The sequence below is a fragment of the Serratia sp. (in: enterobacteria) genome (assembly GCF_051654945.1).
In the GTDB taxonomy this organism is placed as follows: Bacteria; Pseudomonadota; Gammaproteobacteria; order Enterobacterales; family Enterobacteriaceae; genus Chania.
In genome coordinates this window covers 14,978-30,210 of the sequence record NZ_JBOFZA010000093.1, presented here as the reverse complement: position 1 = coordinate 30,210, position 15,233 = coordinate 14,978, and the positions used below count along the sequence as shown (strand labels likewise).

Genomic DNA, 15,233 nt, shown 5'->3' with positions numbered 1-15,233 from the left:
CCGGACGCTGAATTTAGCTTACTTGGTGGCGTAAATGCTTAGAAAGGCTTGGTTGGCAAGTATTTACCATCCAGCGTGATCACCGCGCGCTCACCCCCATCAGGGTCCTGAACCTTTTTGATATCCAGCTTGAAGTTGATCGCGCTGATCACCCCATCGCCGAATTGTTCATGCACCAGCGCGCGCAGGGTTGAGCCGTAGATCTGCACCATCTCATAGAAACGATAAATGGTCGGGTCGGTCGGCACGCCGCCGGGGATGCTGCCACGCACCGGGATGGTTTGCAGCAGGCGCACGGCGTCTTCATCCAGTTCCAGTTTAGCGGCTACCACGCGGGCGGCTTGCTCCGGTAACGGGTGCTGACCGAGCAGCGCGGCGGTAACAAACGCCAGGCTTAGGCCAGTGCCTTGATTGATCGCCTCAAAGGTCAGGCCCTTACGGACTTTGGCATCCATGATGATGTCGGTCAGGCTCTGGCGTGCTGAAGTACTATGCAGTGATTGTGTCATGTGAAACCCTTTTTAGTTTAGAAACGTTGAGTATCCGTGCTGGCGGTGACGCGCGGATTGCTGGCCAGCGGGACGAAACGGCGAGTGTTGCCATCTAATGCTTCAATACAGCCGGTGGCGATATCGTAGATCCACCCATGTAGCCGCAGATTGCCTCGATCGAGCGCTAGCGCAACCGAAGGGTGAGTTTTCAGGTTAGTCAACTGTGCGATGACATTTTCACGCACCATTGAGTTAATCCGCTCATGCTCTGTGGCATGTTCATTGGCCTGATTGACCGCCTTGGCGGCATCGGCATAGCGCAACCAGTGGGCCACGGTTGGCATATGATCGAGGCATTGGCAGGTGGCGATGGCGGTCATCGCACCGCAATCGGAATGGCCGCAAATTACGATGTCCTCTACGCCCAGCGCGGCAACGGCATATTCCACCGAGGCCGAAACGCCGCCGGGCTCCGGCCCGAACGAAGGTACGATATTGCCGGCGTTACGAATAACGAACAGGTCGCCCGGTTCGCGTTGGGTGATCAGTTCCGGCACCAATCGGCTGTCGGAACATGAGATAAACAGGGTGCGTGGCTTCTGGCTGGTTGCCAGACGTTTGAACAGCTCTGTGCGCTCGACAAAGGCCTCGCGCTGGAACTTCAGAAAACCGTCAATAACCTCTTGCATGGTGACTCCATCAATGTGTTGCTTGCTGTCAATGGCGGCAAGAATGGACTTTTCTAGCTATAGGTTCCAAGACTCATTTATAATTACCTCAATAGGTATAACTAATAGTTGAGGCGTTATGTTGCTGCGGCACATTCGTTACTTTTTGGCGGTGGCAGAGCAGGGGAACTTCACCCGGGCGGCGGAGGTGCTGCACGTTTCTCAGCCAACCTTGTCGCAACAGATCAAACAGTTGGAAGAGTCATTGCAGGTGGAATTGTTCGACCGCTCCGGGCGCAGGGTACAGCTCACCGATGCGGGGCAGGCCTGGATGCGCTATGCCCGGCTGGCGTTACAGGATCTGGATGCTGGCAAACGGGCGATCCAGGATGTGGCGACGTTGGCACGCGGTAACCTGCGCCTGGCGATGACGCCGACATTTACTTCCTACCTGATCGGCCCGTTGGTGGACGGTTTCTTCCGGCGCTATCCCGGCATTACGCTAAATATCCAAGAGATGACGCAGGATAAGATGGAGGCATTATTATGCGACGATCGGTTGGATCTCGGCATTGCCTTTGAGCCGGTGCACTCCGCGGATATAGCCGCTACCAGGCTGTTCCCGGAGCGGTTGCAACTGATGGTCGGTAAGGATCATTGCCTTGCCAACCGCCACGCCGCTTTGAGCCTGGCGGAGTTGCAACTGATGCCGTTGGTGTTACTCAATGGCGACTTTGCCACGCGACATTACGTGGATCAATATTGCCAGCAGCATGCCATTCGGCCCCAGGTGGCGATGGAAGCCAACGCGATTAATGCCATCGTCGAGATTGTGCGCCATGGTCAGTTGGCCACCATCCTGCCACAGGCTATCGCCCGGAATAACCCGTTGCTGCTCCCCGTTGAGCTTGCAGTGCCGATGCCCGAACGCCATGCCGTGGTGTTGCAACGTAAAGAGGGCTATCGCAGCGCCGCGTCGCAAGCGTTTATTGCCATGTTGTATGAGTTGAGGTTGTAAATAGGCTGAGTGGTGCAGCGGTGTTATTCGCTAATTAAACCGCTAGTAAGATAAATTTAATTGTTGGTTTATCCTGAAAAAATAAAGCGAATATATGTGCATAAAATCTTATTTATGTGGAAACACTACATGAATTGATAACACATTAGTCATATTGTATAATGGCTGCTTCAAATGGAGGTGATATGGAATATCAAGCAATAGCTAAGCGAATAGTGCAGGTGATACTAACGCCAGAGATGCTCGTAGGACTAGCACACGGAGTAGCAAGCGACAAGAAGCATTTACAAGTCAGAAGAGTTGAAAGATAAAAATCTCTCAGTGTACTATGCTCTCAGGCACAAAGGCGATTTAGACTTTCTTTATTTCTTGATTCAACCCTTTGTTGATCCGTTTATTGATGCTCTCTCTGTTAGACAGAAACAGGGTCAGGAACCGTTTAATAAAATAGTATCACTTGTGGAGAAAGAGCTAAATGGGAAAAAAATTTAAAGACAAAGTGTGTTTCACTATAGCAAACACTTTGATTCACTTGCTAGGCTCCATCTGCTTTCTTCTATGCGTGTATTTCTTTTTTCATTTTGATACAGTAATGGAGAGAGTGCTTTACATCAGTGGTACAATAATTGTTTCAATCGCATTAACTTATATTATACCCATTGATAAGAATTATTAGTCTGCATTACTCTTGGCAGATTAATAATCAAAGATAAGCGCCGTTATGACACTTCGGTTTGTGTGGATATTGCGCTCATCCCGGTTAATGTTGAACTGTGCTCAAATTTCAACCAAAAATCCCCGCGATCTCTGACCGCCGTTATGGCATAATGCGCGCCAAATCACATTCCCAATCAAATTAAGAGCGAGCGCTGTGTTAAGCACTAACAACATCACTATGCAGTTCGGCAGTAAGCCGTTGTTTGAAAACATCTCTGTCAAATTTGGCGGCGGTAACCGCTATGGTCTGATCGGGGCCAACGGCTGCGGCAAATCGACGTTCATGAAAATCCTCGGCGGCGATCTGGTGCCGAGCGGCGGTAACGTGTTCCTGGATCCGAACGAGCGTCTGGGTAAACTGCGCCAGGACCAGTTCGCTTTTGAAGAGTTCAGCGTGCTGGACACCGTGATCATGGGCCACACCGAACTGTGGGCGGTGAAGGAAGAGCGTGACCGCATTTACGCCATGGCGGAGATGAGCGAAGAAGACGGCTACAAAGTGGCCGATCTGGAAGTGGCCTATGGCGAGATGGACGGCTACACCGCAGAAGCACGTGCCGGTGAGTTGCTGCTCGGCGTGGGTATTCCGGTAGAACAGCATTATGGCCCGATGAGCGAGATCGCTCCCGGCTTTAAACTGCGTGTTCTATTGGCTCAGGCGCTGTTCTCCGACCCAGAAATCCTGCTGCTCGACGAACCCACCAACAACCTGGACATCGATACCATTCGCTGGCTGGAGCAGGTGCTGAACGAACGTAACAGCACCATGATCATCATTTCGCACGACCGTCACTTCCTGAACATGGTATGTACCCACATGGCGGATCTGGACTACGGCGAACTGCGTGTCTATCCAGGCAACTACGATGAATACATGACGGCGGCCACCCAGGCCCGTGAGCGTCTGATGTCTGACAACGCCAAGAAGAAGGCGCAGATTAACGAATTGCAGTCTTTCGTTAGCCGCTTCAGCGCCAACGCCTCCAAATCCAAGCAGGCGACTTCCCGTGCCCGCCAGATCGACAAGATCCAGCTGGAAGAGGTGAAAGCCTCCAGCCGTCAGAACCCGTTCATCCGTTTTGAGCAGGACAAGAAGCTGTTCCGTAACGCGCTGGAAGTCGAAGCGCTGGCCAAAGGCTTCGACAACGGTCCGCTGTTCAGCAAACTCAACCTGATGGTTGAAGTGGGCGAGAAGGTAGCGATCCTGGGTGCTAACGGTATCGGTAAATCTACCTTGCTGAAAACGCTGGTGGGTGAGTTGCAGCCGGATAACGGCAGCGTGAAATGGTCGGAAAACGCCAAAATCGGTTACTACGCACAGGATCACGAATACGAGTTCGATGAAACCCTGAGCGTATTCGACTGGATGAGCCAGTGGAAGCAGGAAAAGGACGATGAGCAGGCGGTACGTGGCATTCTCGGCCGCTTGCTGTTCAGCCAGGACGATATCAAGAAGCGCGTAAAAGTGCTGTCCGGTGGTGAGAAGGGTCGCATGCTGTTCGGTAAGTTGATGATGCAGCGCCCGAATATCCTGATTATGGATGAACCGACCAACCACATGGATATGGAATCCATCGAGTCACTGAACATGGCGCTGGAAATGTATGAAGGTACCTTGATCTTCGTTTCCCACGACCGTGAGTTCGTCAGCTCGCTGGCTACCCGCATTCTGGAAATGACGCCGAACAAAGTGGTCGACTTTACCGGCAACTACGAAGACTATCTGCGTAGCCAGGGTATTTCCTGATCCCTTAGCGTCTTACTGTACGCCCCTCTCCCCAAGGAGAGGGAACCGATCGAGTTTGATGTTGCCGGTTGTGGCTCCCGAAGCCGCAGTGGCTAATCAAAAGCGCTAATCAGCCCCCTCGCCCTTTGGGAGAGGGCTGGGGTGAGGGGCGGCCCTCAACCACAGACTTCACACTGTGGATCCTTCGGCAGCTTCATCTCACGAAACTGCATGCTCATCGCATCAAACATCAACAATTTACCCACCAAAGGTTGGCCGTAGTCTGCCAACAGCTTGATAGCCTCCATCGCCTGTAACGTACCGATCGTGCCCACCAACGGAGCCATCACGCCAGCCTCAACGCAGGTAAGCGCGTTTTCACCAAACAGCCTGCTCAGGCAACGATAACAGGGTTGTTCCGGCTGATAGGTAAACACGCTGAGCTGACCTTCCATGCGGATGGCGGCCCCTGATACCAGCGGTTTGCGCTGCGCATGGCACAGGCGGTTGAGCAGGTCGCGGGTAGCCACGTTATCGGTACAATCCAGCACCACGTCGCTGGCGGCAATCTGCGCCGCCATTTGCTCGTCATCCAGCTGTGCGTCCAATGTATCAATATGGCTATGCGGATTGATGGCGCTAAGTTCGAGCCGTGCGGATTCGACCTTTGCCATGCCAATACCCGCATCCCGGTGCAGGATTTGGCGCTGGAGGTTGGAGAGGGAAACGGTGTCGAAATCAACCAGCGTCAGATGGCCGACGCCAGCGGCCGCCAAATAGGGTGCCGCCGCACAGCCAAGCCCGCCAAGCCCTACAATCAGCACGTGCGCGGCCTTCAGCTTTTCCTGACCGTCGAAGTCGAACCCCCGCAGCACGATCTGGCGGTTGTAGCGCAGCGTTTCCGCATCGGTTAATTCCGGCAGCATGTTCAGCTCCTCAGTAACGCATTGAAAGGTTCGATCTCTACCGTTTCTCCGGCCGCTACCGAACCACGGTCGCGTTCCAGCACGATAAAGCAGTTACCCTGGCTGAACGAACTGAATACGTGGGAGCCCTGATGGCCGGTGCTGCTCACCTCCAGCTCGCCTTGGGCATTGCTGCTGAAAATACCGCGCTGGAAATCGAGGCGGCCCGGCGATTTTTTCAGTGGCGTCAGGGCGCGCGCTTTCAGGCGCGGTGGCAACTGCCATTCGGTGTGACCGGCCAGCTTGGCCAGCAGCGGTTGCACCAGTTGGTAAAAGGTCAATGCTGCGGATACCGGGTTGCCGGGCAGGCCACAGAACCAGGCGTGCTGAAGCTTGCCAAAAGCAAAAGGCTTGCCCGGTTTAATCGCCAGCTTCCAGAAGCTGACTTTACCCAGTTCATCCAGCATCTGCTTGGTGTAATCGGCTTCGCCAACGGAAACCCCGCCGCTGCTGATCACCACGTCCGCTTCGCTATCCGCCTGGATAAACGCCGCACGCAAGGCCTCCTGATTATCGCGAATAATGCCCAAATCGATCACGCTGCAGCCGAGCTGTTCCAGCATCAGGCGTACGGCAAAGCGGTTGGTGTCGTAGATCTGCCCGGCTTGCAGCGGCTGGCCGACCGGTTGCAACTCGTCACCGGTAGAGAACACTGCCACTTTCAATTTACGCATCACCTGGACATCGGCCACGCCCAATGAGGCGAGCAGAGGGAGCTGTGCGGCCCCAAGCGTAACCCCGGCAGGTAGCACGCTCGCGCCACGCAGGATATCTTCACCAGCCAAACGAATATTCTGCCCTGCGGTTACCGGTGCGTTGAAGCGTACTCCAGCCTCCGTAACCTCAGCTTGTTCTTGCATGATCACCGCATCCGCACCGGCCGGAATTGGCGCGCCGGTCATGATACGTACGCAGGTGTTGGCGGGCCAGGCATCGCTAAAAGGAGCACCGGCAAAGGCTTTACCCGCTACTGGCAATGGCGTGTTGCCGTTCAGGTCATTCAGGCGTACCGCGTAGCCGTCCATCGCCGAGTTGGCGAAGGGCGGGACATCAATGGGGGAAACAACCGGGATGGCAGTAATGCGCCCGGCGGCGCTGGTCAAGGCGATGGATTCGCTCTGTTGCAGTGGCGCGATCTGGGAGAGCATCTTCTCCAGTGCCTGCTCAAGAGAAATAAGGTCAGAAGTATGACAATGATCCATAAACAAAACTCCGTAATCAGCGTGCGCGAATTTTTCAGCAAAGTGGCGCTATTATGGCAGATAACACCTAAGGGGAGAAATGCCAGAGGCCTCAGGTAATCGCTAACAGGAGACAACCATGCACAAGCAGGTACTGGATTTTTGGTTCGCAGAGATTGACCCGGTCATGTGGTTTAAAAAGGACGACGAGTTCGATCGTTTGCTGCATACCCGCTTCGGCCAGCTGTGGCAGGCGGCGGCACATGGGGAACTGGCGCATTGGCGTGCAACCATCACTGGCAGACTGGCGGAGATCATCGTGCTCGATCAGTTCAGCCGTAACCTGTTCCGCAACACGCCAGGCTCCTTTTCCTGTGACGGGATGGCGTTGGTGCTGGCTCAGGAAGCGATCGCCACTGGATTATGCGCAACCTTGCCGGTTGAGCAGCGCGGCTTCCTCTATCTGCCCTTTATGCATTCTGAATCCGCCTTGATCCACCAGCAGGCGGTGGTGCTGTTTAGCCAACTGAATAACGGTAATCAGCTGGAGTTTGAATTACGTCATAAAGCGATAATCGATCGTTTTGGCCGTTATCCCCATCGCAACGAGATATTAGGCCGGGAATCTACCTTTGAGGAGCAGGAATTTCTACAACAACCGGGATCGGGTTTCTGAATATATTTCATTGAGCTGCAGATTGTGAATTATGCTGCGGCTCCTGGGGGCAAGATTATAAAGCACGAGGTTAGCCGGGCTATTTTCTCGCGGGGTAAAAATGTGTCCATTGTCAAATAAAAGCCAGTTAACACCCTGTTTTTATACCGTTTAGCTCTTTCAATGCACAAAAGAGTCTAAGCAGACTACGCTTAATGCTTGGCAGTCAGTTTGTGCTTTACATCGATTGCCGGGCTAAATATAGTCGAAAAAGACCAAATAATAACTCTCCCTCCCTTTTCATGCTGTAGCAGCTTGAAATGTCGCGGGTATACCAAGGTGTCAGGTCAATGAGCAAACCAGTGATTGCCATTCATGGCGGTGCGGGCGCAATTAGCCGTGCGGCATTGAGTGCTGAGAAGGAACAACGCTATATTCAGGCGCTTTCCGATATTGTGGCTGCCGGGCAGGCTATTTTAGCCGAGGGCGGCAGCGCGCTGGACGCGGTAACGCAAGCGGTAAGACTGCTGGAAGAGTGCCCACTGTTCAACGCGGGCAAGGGGGCAGTATTTACCCATCAAGGTACCCATGAGTTGGATGCCTGCGTGATGGATGGCCGTACCTGCGACGCAGGAGCGGTCGCTGGAGTCAGCCGGATACGTAACCCGGTGTTGGCCGCGCGCGCGGTGTTGGAAAACAGCACCCATGTACTGTTTGGCGGCGAAGGGGCAGAAAGGTTTGCCGCCAATCACGGCCTGGAAATGGTCGAACCCGATTTCTTCTTTACCCAGGAACGCTTTGATCAATTGCACCGTGCCCAGGCGGAGCAGGGCCGAGTATTGCTCGATCATGATGGTGCGGCGGCGCTGAGCGATGATCCCCTGGACCCCGATCGTAAATTTGGCACCGTGGGGGCGGTAGCGCTGGATGCCTTGGGTAATCTGGCAGCGGCCACCTCCACCGGCGGCATGACCAATAAGGCGGCAGGGCGCATTGGCGATACGCCGATTATTGGCGCGGGTTGCTACGCCAACAACGCCACGGTGGCGGTTTCCAGCACCGGTACCGGCGAAATCTTTATGCGCACCGTTGCGGCGTACGACGTATCGGCACTGATTGAATATGCCGGGCTCACCCTGCAACAGGCCAGCGATAAGGTGGTGATGGAAAAACTGTTGGCGCTGGGCGGCAGCGGCGGGCTGATAGCTATCGATCGCTTTGGCAACGTTGCTCTGCCGTTCAACAGTGAAGGGATGTATCGCGGTTTCGGCTATGTCGGCGATGCCCCTTCAGTGGGTATCTACCGCTGAACGCTTGCCGGGAGGGGGCATGATCGAGACTGTCATCCAGCCACAGGCAGAGCGTGGGCTGATTTTACCGCCGGAGCGCGTGCTGGCGGTGAGCGATCTGAGCGTGCAATTTCGCCAGGAGGGCGATGTCGTTGAGGCGGTACGCCATCTGGCTTTTGACGTGGATCGTGGCGAAACGCTGGCCATCGTCGGCGAATCCGGCTCGGGTAAATCGGTCACCTCACTGGCGTTGATGCGCCTGGTCGAGCAGGGCGGCGGTGAGCTGACCAGTGGTGCGATGCATTTTCGTCGGCGTAATGGCCAGGTGCTCGATCTGGCCAGGGCGAAACAAAGCACCTTGCGTACCCTGCGCGGTGCCGATATGGCGATGATTTTTCAAGAGCCGATGACCTCGCTCAACCCGGTATTTCCGGTGGGGGAGCAGATCGCCGAATCTCTACGTCTGCATCAGGGGATGGATCACCGCAGCGCCAAACGTGAAGCGCTGCGGATGCTCGATCTGGTGCGCATCCCCGAGGCCAAAAACGTACTTGGTCGTTATCCGCATCAACTTTCTGGCGGGATGCGCCAGCGGGTGATGATCGCCATGGCTTTGTCGTGCAAACCGGCACTGCTGATCGCCGATGAACCCACCACCGCGCTGGACGTGACCATTCAGGCGCAAATTCTGCAACTGATCCGCGTATTGCAGCAGGAAATGCAGATGGGGGTGATCTTCATTACCCACGATATGGGCGTGGTGGCGGAGATTGCCGATCGGGTGCTGGTGATGCATCAAGGCGAAAAGGTGGAACAGGGAGAAGTGCGCTCGCTGTTCGCCGCTCCTCAGCAAGCTTACACTCAGGCCTTGTTGGCCGCCGTGCCACGGTTGGGGGCGATGGCAGAGAAAGATCTGCCGGCAAAATTTCCGTTGGCTGGCGTAGAGGATAATGACCAGCCACAAGACACCATACCCGCAGGGGCCACGCCGATCTTGCAGGTAGCAAATCTGGTCACGCGCTTCGATCTGCGTAGCGGCATTTTTAACCGCGTTACGCGTCGCGTTCATGCGGTAGAGAACATCAGTTTCGATCTCTATCCTGGCGAAACGCTGGGGTTGGTGGGGGAGTCCGGCTGTGGCAAATCCACCACCGGCCGTTCACTGTTAAAACTGGTGGATAGCCAACGTGGCACCATTACCTTCAACGGCAAACAGATCAACCGGTTGAAAGGCTCCGCGCTGCAACACTTACGCCGTGATATACAGTTTATCTTTCAGGATCCTTACGCATCCCTCGACCCGCGCCTCACCGTGGGCTTCTCCATCATGGAGCCGCTGCTGGTGCACAATGTCGCCCGTGGGGCGGAAGCTGAAAAGCGGGTGGCCTGGTTATTGGAGCGGGTAGGGCTGAGGCCGGAGCATGCGCGGCGTTATCCGCATGAGTTCTCTGGTGGCCAACGCCAACGTATCTGCATTGCCCGCGCGCTGGCACTCAATCCGAAAGTGGTGATTGCCGATGAGGCGGTGTCCGCGCTGGACGTTTCCATCCAGGCGCAAATCGTCAATCTGCTGCTCGATTTACAGCGTGAATTGGGCATCGCGTTTCTGTTTATTTCCCACGATATGGCGGTGGTGGAACGCATCAGCCACCGTGTGGCGGTGATGTACCTTGGTCAGATTGTCGAGATCGGCCCACGTCGTGCGGTGTTTGAAAACCCGCAGCACGCCTATACCCGTAAGCTGATGGCTGCCGTGCCGGTGGCCGATCCCAACCATGCGCACAAACGTCAGCCATTGCTGGTGGATGAAATACCCAGCCCGATCCGTGGGCTGGATGATGAACCCGTTACCGCACCTTTAGTGCAGGTAGGGCCAGGGCACTTTGTGGCCCGCCACCCTATTGCCGGTGCCTTTTAGCCTTGCCTCAGGAGAGTTAAGCACTATGACTAAGCACACATTCAAGCGTAATGTTTTGGCCGCCGTACTGCTGGCTGCCGCTGCAGGCCCGGCCTGGGCCGCCAAGGATGCGGTGATTGCCGTAGCGTCCAACTTCACCACGCTCGATCCGTATGACGCCAACGACACCTTGTCGCAGGCGGTCGCCAAATCCTTCTATCAGGGGCTGTTTGGCTTTGATAAGGATATGAAGCTGGTGAACGTTTTGGCAGATAGCTACGAGGTCAGCGCAGACGGCCTGACCTATACCATCAAACTTCAGCCGGGCGTGAAATTCCACGATGGCAACGCATTCGATGCCGAAGCGGTGAAAGTTAACCTGGATCGCGCCAGTAATCCGAATAATCGCCTGAAGCGCTACAACCTGTTCAAGATGATCGATAAGACCGAAGTGGTCGATCCCACCACGGTAAAAATCGTGCTGAAAGCGCCATTCTCGGCGTTTATCAACAATCTGGCACACCCGGCGGCGGCGATGATTTCCCCGGCGGCGCTCAAGCAGTATGGCAAGGAGATCGGTTTCCATCCGGTGGGCACCGGGCCTTACCAGTTCGAAACCTGGAACCAGACCGACTATGTGAAAGTGAAGAAATTCGACGGTTACTGGAAAGCGGGCCTGCCGAAGCTGGACAGCATCACCTGGCGGCCGGTAGTGGATAACAACACCCGTGCGGCGATGCTGCAAACCGGTGAAGCAACCTTTGCTTTCCCAATCCCTTATGAGCAAGCCAAGGTGTTGGAGAACAACAGCAAGCTGGATCTGGTGGCTGCACCGTCGATCCTGCAACGTTACATCAGCATGAACGTGACGCAGAAGCCATTTGATAACCCGAAAGTCCGTCAGGCACTGAACTATGCGATCAACAAGGATGCGCTGATCAAGGTCGCGTTCTCCGGTTTTGCCGTACCGGCGGAAGGCCCGGTGCCTCCGGCGATTGATTTTGCCACCCGCTATAACCCGTGGCCATACGATCCGGCCAAGGCGCGCGAGTTGCTGAAAGAGGCTGGCTATCCGAATGGCTTTACCACTACGCTGTGGTCTTCCCATAACCACAGCACCGCACAGAAAGTGCTGCAGTTTGCTCAGCAGCAACTGGCGCAGGTTGGGGTGAAAGTGACCGTGACGGCGATGGATGCAGGCCAACGGGCGGCACAGGTGGAAAGCGTGGGCGTGAAGGACACTGGCGTACGGATGTTCTACACCGGCTGGTCGGCCTCGACTGGGGAAGCCGACTGGGCGCTGACGCCGCTGTTCGCCACCCAATCCGCGCCGCCTAAGCAGTTCAATACCGCGTTTTACAGCAATCCGCAGGTCGATAAGGATCTGGCCGACGCTTTGGCCACGACCGATCGCGCCCAGAAGCAGGCGCTGTACAAAGATGCACAAGATCGCATCTGGGCGGATGCGCCATGGATTTTCCTGGTCACCGAACGCCTGCTCTCAGCCAACAACAAACAGCTGAGCGGTTTCTACGTGATGCCGGATACCTCGTTTAACTTTGATAACGCGGATTTGAAATAAGCCCTCACCCCATCTGCTCCCACAGGGAGAGGGAGCAGATGGGGGTTGTGAGCAGATACAGGCGTTAATTTATGGCACTGTTCCGGTGTTGAGGTTAGCAACGGAACTTAATCAGTAGCACATTCTGTCCCCTATCCCTGTGGGAGAGGGTTAGGGTGAGGGGCGTTACTTTGCTTATGAGCGGCATGAGGGGATTTATGCGCAATGCTTAATTATTTTCTAAAACGCCTGCTGGGTCTGATCCCTACGCTGCTGATCGTGGCCGTGCTGGTGTTTTTGTTCGTCCATATGCTGCCGGGCGATCCGGCGCGGTTGGTCGCGGGGCCGGAGGCAGACGAAGCCGTTGTACAACTGGTGCGTCAAGACCTGGGGCTGGACAAGCCATTGCCACAGCAGTTTGTGCATTTCTTTGTCAATATTTTGCAGGGCGATTTTGGCACTTCGATGGTCTCCAAACGGCCGGTCAGTGAAGAGATCGCTACGCGCTTTATGCCGACCTTCTGGCTGACGATCGCCAGTATGGTGTGGGCGGTGATTTTTGGTATGGCGATCGGCATGGTTTCCGCCGTGTGGCGCAACCGCTGGCCGGATCGGCTGGGAATGACGCTAGCCGTGTCGGGCATCTCTTTCCCGGCCTTTGCGTTGGGGATGCTGCTGATGCAGGTATTCTCGGTCAATCTGGGCTGGTTGCCGACGGTCGGGGCGGATACCTGGCTGCATTACATCTTGCCCTCGATCACGCTGGGCGCAGCGGTTGCAGCGGTAATGGCCCGTTTTACCCGCGCCTCGTTCGTAGAGGTGATGCAGGAAGATTACATGCGTACCGCCCGTGCCAAGGGCGTGCCGGAATCGCTGGTGGTGGTTAAACACGGGCTGCGCAATGCCATGATCCCGGTGATCACCATGATGGGGTTACAGTTTGGTTTCCTGCTTGGCGGCTCAATTGTGGTCGAGAAGGTATTCAACTGGCCGGGGTTGGGGCGCTTGCTGGTGGACTCGGTAGAAATGCGCGATTACCCGGTGATCCAGGCCGAGGTGTTGCTGTTCTCGCTGGAATTTATTCTGATTAATCTGTTGGTGGATATGCTGTATGCGGCCATCAACCCTTCGATTCGTTACCAATAGGCAGGCCGTATGATGAAGTATTGGCGGCGTAATGCCGCGCTCAAGGCAATGCCGGTGATTAATCCCAACGCGGTACGGACGCCTTGGCATGAGTTCTGGCGGCGCTTTCGTCGCCAGCAGGTCGCCATGGTGGCGGGCGTGTTTGTGTTGTTGCTGGTGGCCGCTGCGTTGCTGGCCCCGCATCTGGTGCCCTATGATGCAGAGAGCTTCTTTGATTATGATCGGCTCAATGAGGGGCCTTCGCTGGCGCACTGGTTGGGCGTGGATTCGTTGGGCCGGGATATTTTCAGCCGTATTCTGATGGGGGCACGGATTTCGTTGGCCGCCGGGGTGTTCTCGGTGCTGGTTGGCAGCGCGATCGGCACGGTGCTTGGACTATTAGCGGGCTATTATGAAGGCTGGTGGGATCGCATCGTGATGCGCATCAGCGACGTGCTGTTTGCCTTCCCCGGCATCCTGCTGGCGATTGGCGTGGTGGCGATCATGGGCAGCGGCATGGCCAACGTGATTGTGGCCGTCGCCATTTTCAGCATTCCGGCGTTTGCCCGTTTGGTACGTGGTAACACCCTGGTGCTGAAACACCTGACCTATATTGAATCGGCGCGTAGCATTGGGGCTTCGGATTGGACCATCATCCTGCGGCATATCTTGCCGGGCACCATTTCGTCAATCGTGGTCTATTTCACCATGCGTATTGGTACTTCGATTATCACCGCCGCCAGCCTGTCGTTTTTGGGGCTGGGTGCACAACCGCCAACGCCGGAATGGGGCGCAATGCTCAATGAAGCGCGGGCAGATATGGTGATAGCCCCCCATGTGGCGATCTTCCCCAGCCTGGCAATCTTCTTTACCGTGCTGGCGTTTAACCTGTTGGGCGATGGGCTGCGTGATGCGTTGGATCCGAAGTTGAAGGGGTAAATGACTCACCATGCTGCTTACAAGCGTTCCCTGGGACCCGTGATTTGCTACTCACTTTCCATGAGTTCCAGATAGCAGGCGCAAATATCTTTTACCAGTTGCTGCGCTAAAGGAGATAATGTCTGGTGTTGGCGATAAATCAGGCTATAGCTACCACTCGGCATTTTTTCTTTGACGGGGATGATTTGGATCCGGTCCTTTAGGTAAGGGAGCATCGTCATGGTTTTTGGCCCAATGGACAGATAGTCCTCATTTAAAATCAACTGTTCCGCAATGGTGGTTGAATCGCCCAAAATGACTGAACAACCTGCCTCTTTTCCATAAGGGAAGATCAGTGTTTCCATTTCGCTAAAGTAACCTGCCGTGGCTATGGGGATGTGCCAACTGGCTCCCCGTAGCTCTTTTAGCGAAGTGCTGTTACCCAAGGGATGTCCCTGACGGGCAAAAACGCAAAATTGGGCTGTGGCCAAGTGTTGTTCTACAAATTCGTGCAGCAAGATATCCTGTGTGATGACACCAATAAAAAAATCCAAACGTCCCAGGCGTAAAGACGCCAATAGTTCGGAAAGTTGGCCTTCAAACACGGTGATGCGGGCAGTGTTGTTGCGCTGCTGGAATTTTTTAATCACCTTGGGGACGACACCAAACGCCAGTAGATGAGAACAGCCAAAAGCTACCGACCCTTGAGATGCCATTTTAATTTGCTGTAACTCGTCAAGCGCCCGTTCGAGTTCGTTGAGTACCAGATTCATTCGGGGCTCAAACGTTCTACCCATCTCCGTCAACACGGCACCACGTACTCCTCTTACCAACAATGAAACGCCTAATATTTTTTCTAATTCCTGGATACTTCGTGTCATTGCGGGTTGTGTTTGATGCATGGCCGACGAGGCTGCCCGGATACCGCCGTATTGGATTATTGCCCGCAGGTTTTTAAGCTGATGAATTTTCGGCAACTCACGCATGATAGATCTTCTCTTATTAATAAATACAATCACTTG

13 protein-coding genes are annotated in these 15,233 nt (G+C 55.0%); 8 read left to right on the top strand and 5 right to left on the bottom strand.

All coding sequences use genetic code 11. From position 1 onward, the window contains the following. Positions 1-38: 38 nt before the first annotated feature. Both cynS and ACRDCA_RS23625 read right to left on the bottom strand, forming a co-directional pair. A complete protein-coding gene (cynS, locus tag ACRDCA_RS23630) occupies positions 39-509 on the bottom strand; it encodes a cyanase (protein ID WP_438691721.1) in 471 nt (156 codons plus the stop codon). A 17-nt stretch (positions 510-526) separates the two neighbouring features. Further along, positions 527-1,180 carry a carbonic anhydrase gene (locus ACRDCA_RS23625; RefSeq protein ID WP_438691720.1) on the bottom strand — a complete coding sequence of 218 codons (654 nt, stop codon included), beginning with the start codon at positions 1,178-1,180 and terminating at the stop codon, positions 527-529. A gap of 118 nt (positions 1,181-1,298) precedes the next feature. Between ACRDCA_RS23625 and cynR the strand changes: the two genes are divergently transcribed. Both cynR and ACRDCA_RS23615 read left to right on the top strand, forming a co-directional pair. Beyond that, on the top strand, positions 1,299-2,177 hold the full coding sequence (gene cynR, locus ACRDCA_RS23620) for a transcriptional regulator CynR (RefSeq protein ID WP_438691719.1): 879 nt from the start codon (positions 1,299-1,301) through the stop codon (positions 2,175-2,177). Between the two features lie 871 nt (positions 2,178-3,048). Then, a complete protein-coding gene (locus ACRDCA_RS23615; protein ID WP_438691718.1) occupies positions 3,049-4,641 on the top strand; it encodes an ABC-F family ATPase in 1,593 nt (530 codons plus the stop codon). A 155-nt stretch (positions 4,642-4,796) separates the two neighbouring features. Here the strand turns inward: ACRDCA_RS23615 and moeB are convergent, their stop codons facing one another. Together moeB and moeA are read right to left on the bottom strand one after the other, a co-directional pair. Beyond that, positions 4,797-5,546, bottom strand: a complete 750-nt coding sequence (moeB, locus tag ACRDCA_RS23610) for a molybdopterin-synthase adenylyltransferase MoeB (protein WP_438691717.1) — start codon at positions 5,544-5,546, stop codon at positions 4,797-4,799. A gap of 2 nt (positions 5,547-5,548) precedes the next feature. Further along, on the bottom strand, positions 5,549-6,787 hold the full coding sequence (gene moeA / locus ACRDCA_RS23605; protein ID WP_438691716.1) for a molybdopterin molybdotransferase MoeA: 1,239 nt from the start codon (positions 6,785-6,787) through the stop codon (positions 5,549-5,551). A 118-nt stretch (positions 6,788-6,905) separates the two neighbouring features. On the opposite strand from moeA, the gene ACRDCA_RS23600 reads away from it, so the two are divergent. The 6 genes from ACRDCA_RS23600 to gsiD all read left to right on the top strand — a co-directional run bounded on the left by ACRDCA_RS23600 (position 6,906) and on the right by gsiD (position 14,232). Next, positions 6,906-7,442 (top strand): DUF924 family protein, encoded by a 537-nt coding sequence (locus ACRDCA_RS23600; protein WP_438691715.1) that lies wholly within the window; start codon positions 6,906-6,908, stop codon positions 7,440-7,442. A 329-nt stretch (positions 7,443-7,771) separates the two neighbouring features. Continuing rightward, positions 7,772-8,731 carry an isoaspartyl peptidase/L-asparaginase family protein gene (locus tag ACRDCA_RS23595; protein WP_438691714.1) on the top strand — a complete coding sequence of 320 codons (960 nt, stop codon included), beginning with the start codon at positions 7,772-7,774 and terminating at the stop codon, positions 8,729-8,731. A 19-nt stretch (positions 8,732-8,750) separates the two neighbouring features. Next, positions 8,751-10,628, top strand: coding sequence for a dipeptide ABC transporter ATP-binding protein (locus ACRDCA_RS23590; RefSeq protein ID WP_438691713.1), 1,878 nt, complete (start codon positions 8,751-8,753; stop codon positions 10,626-10,628). Between the two features lie 25 nt (positions 10,629-10,653). Then, positions 10,654-12,189: a glutathione ABC transporter substrate-binding protein GsiB gene (gene gsiB / locus ACRDCA_RS23585; protein WP_438691712.1), complete on the top strand. Its 1,536-nt coding sequence runs from the start codon at positions 10,654-10,656 to the stop codon at positions 12,187-12,189. A gap of 204 nt (positions 12,190-12,393) precedes the next feature. Further along, complete coding sequence (gene gsiC, locus ACRDCA_RS23580; protein ID WP_438691711.1) at positions 12,394-13,314, top strand: glutathione ABC transporter permease GsiC; 921 nt, start codon at positions 12,394-12,396, stop codon at positions 13,312-13,314. A 12-nt stretch (positions 13,315-13,326) separates the two neighbouring features. Then, the gene (gene gsiD / locus ACRDCA_RS23575) at positions 13,327-14,232 is read left to right on the top strand and encodes a glutathione ABC transporter permease GsiD (RefSeq protein ID WP_438691836.1); all 906 of its coding nucleotides are present in this window, start codon (positions 13,327-13,329) and stop codon (positions 14,230-14,232) included. A gap of 47 nt (positions 14,233-14,279) precedes the next feature. On the opposite strand, the gene ACRDCA_RS23570 is transcribed toward gsiD, so the two are convergent. Beyond that, positions 14,280-15,197, bottom strand: coding sequence for a LysR substrate-binding domain-containing protein (locus tag ACRDCA_RS23570; RefSeq protein WP_438691710.1), 918 nt, complete (start codon positions 15,195-15,197; stop codon positions 14,280-14,282). Between the last annotated feature and the right edge of the window lie 36 nt (positions 15,198-15,233).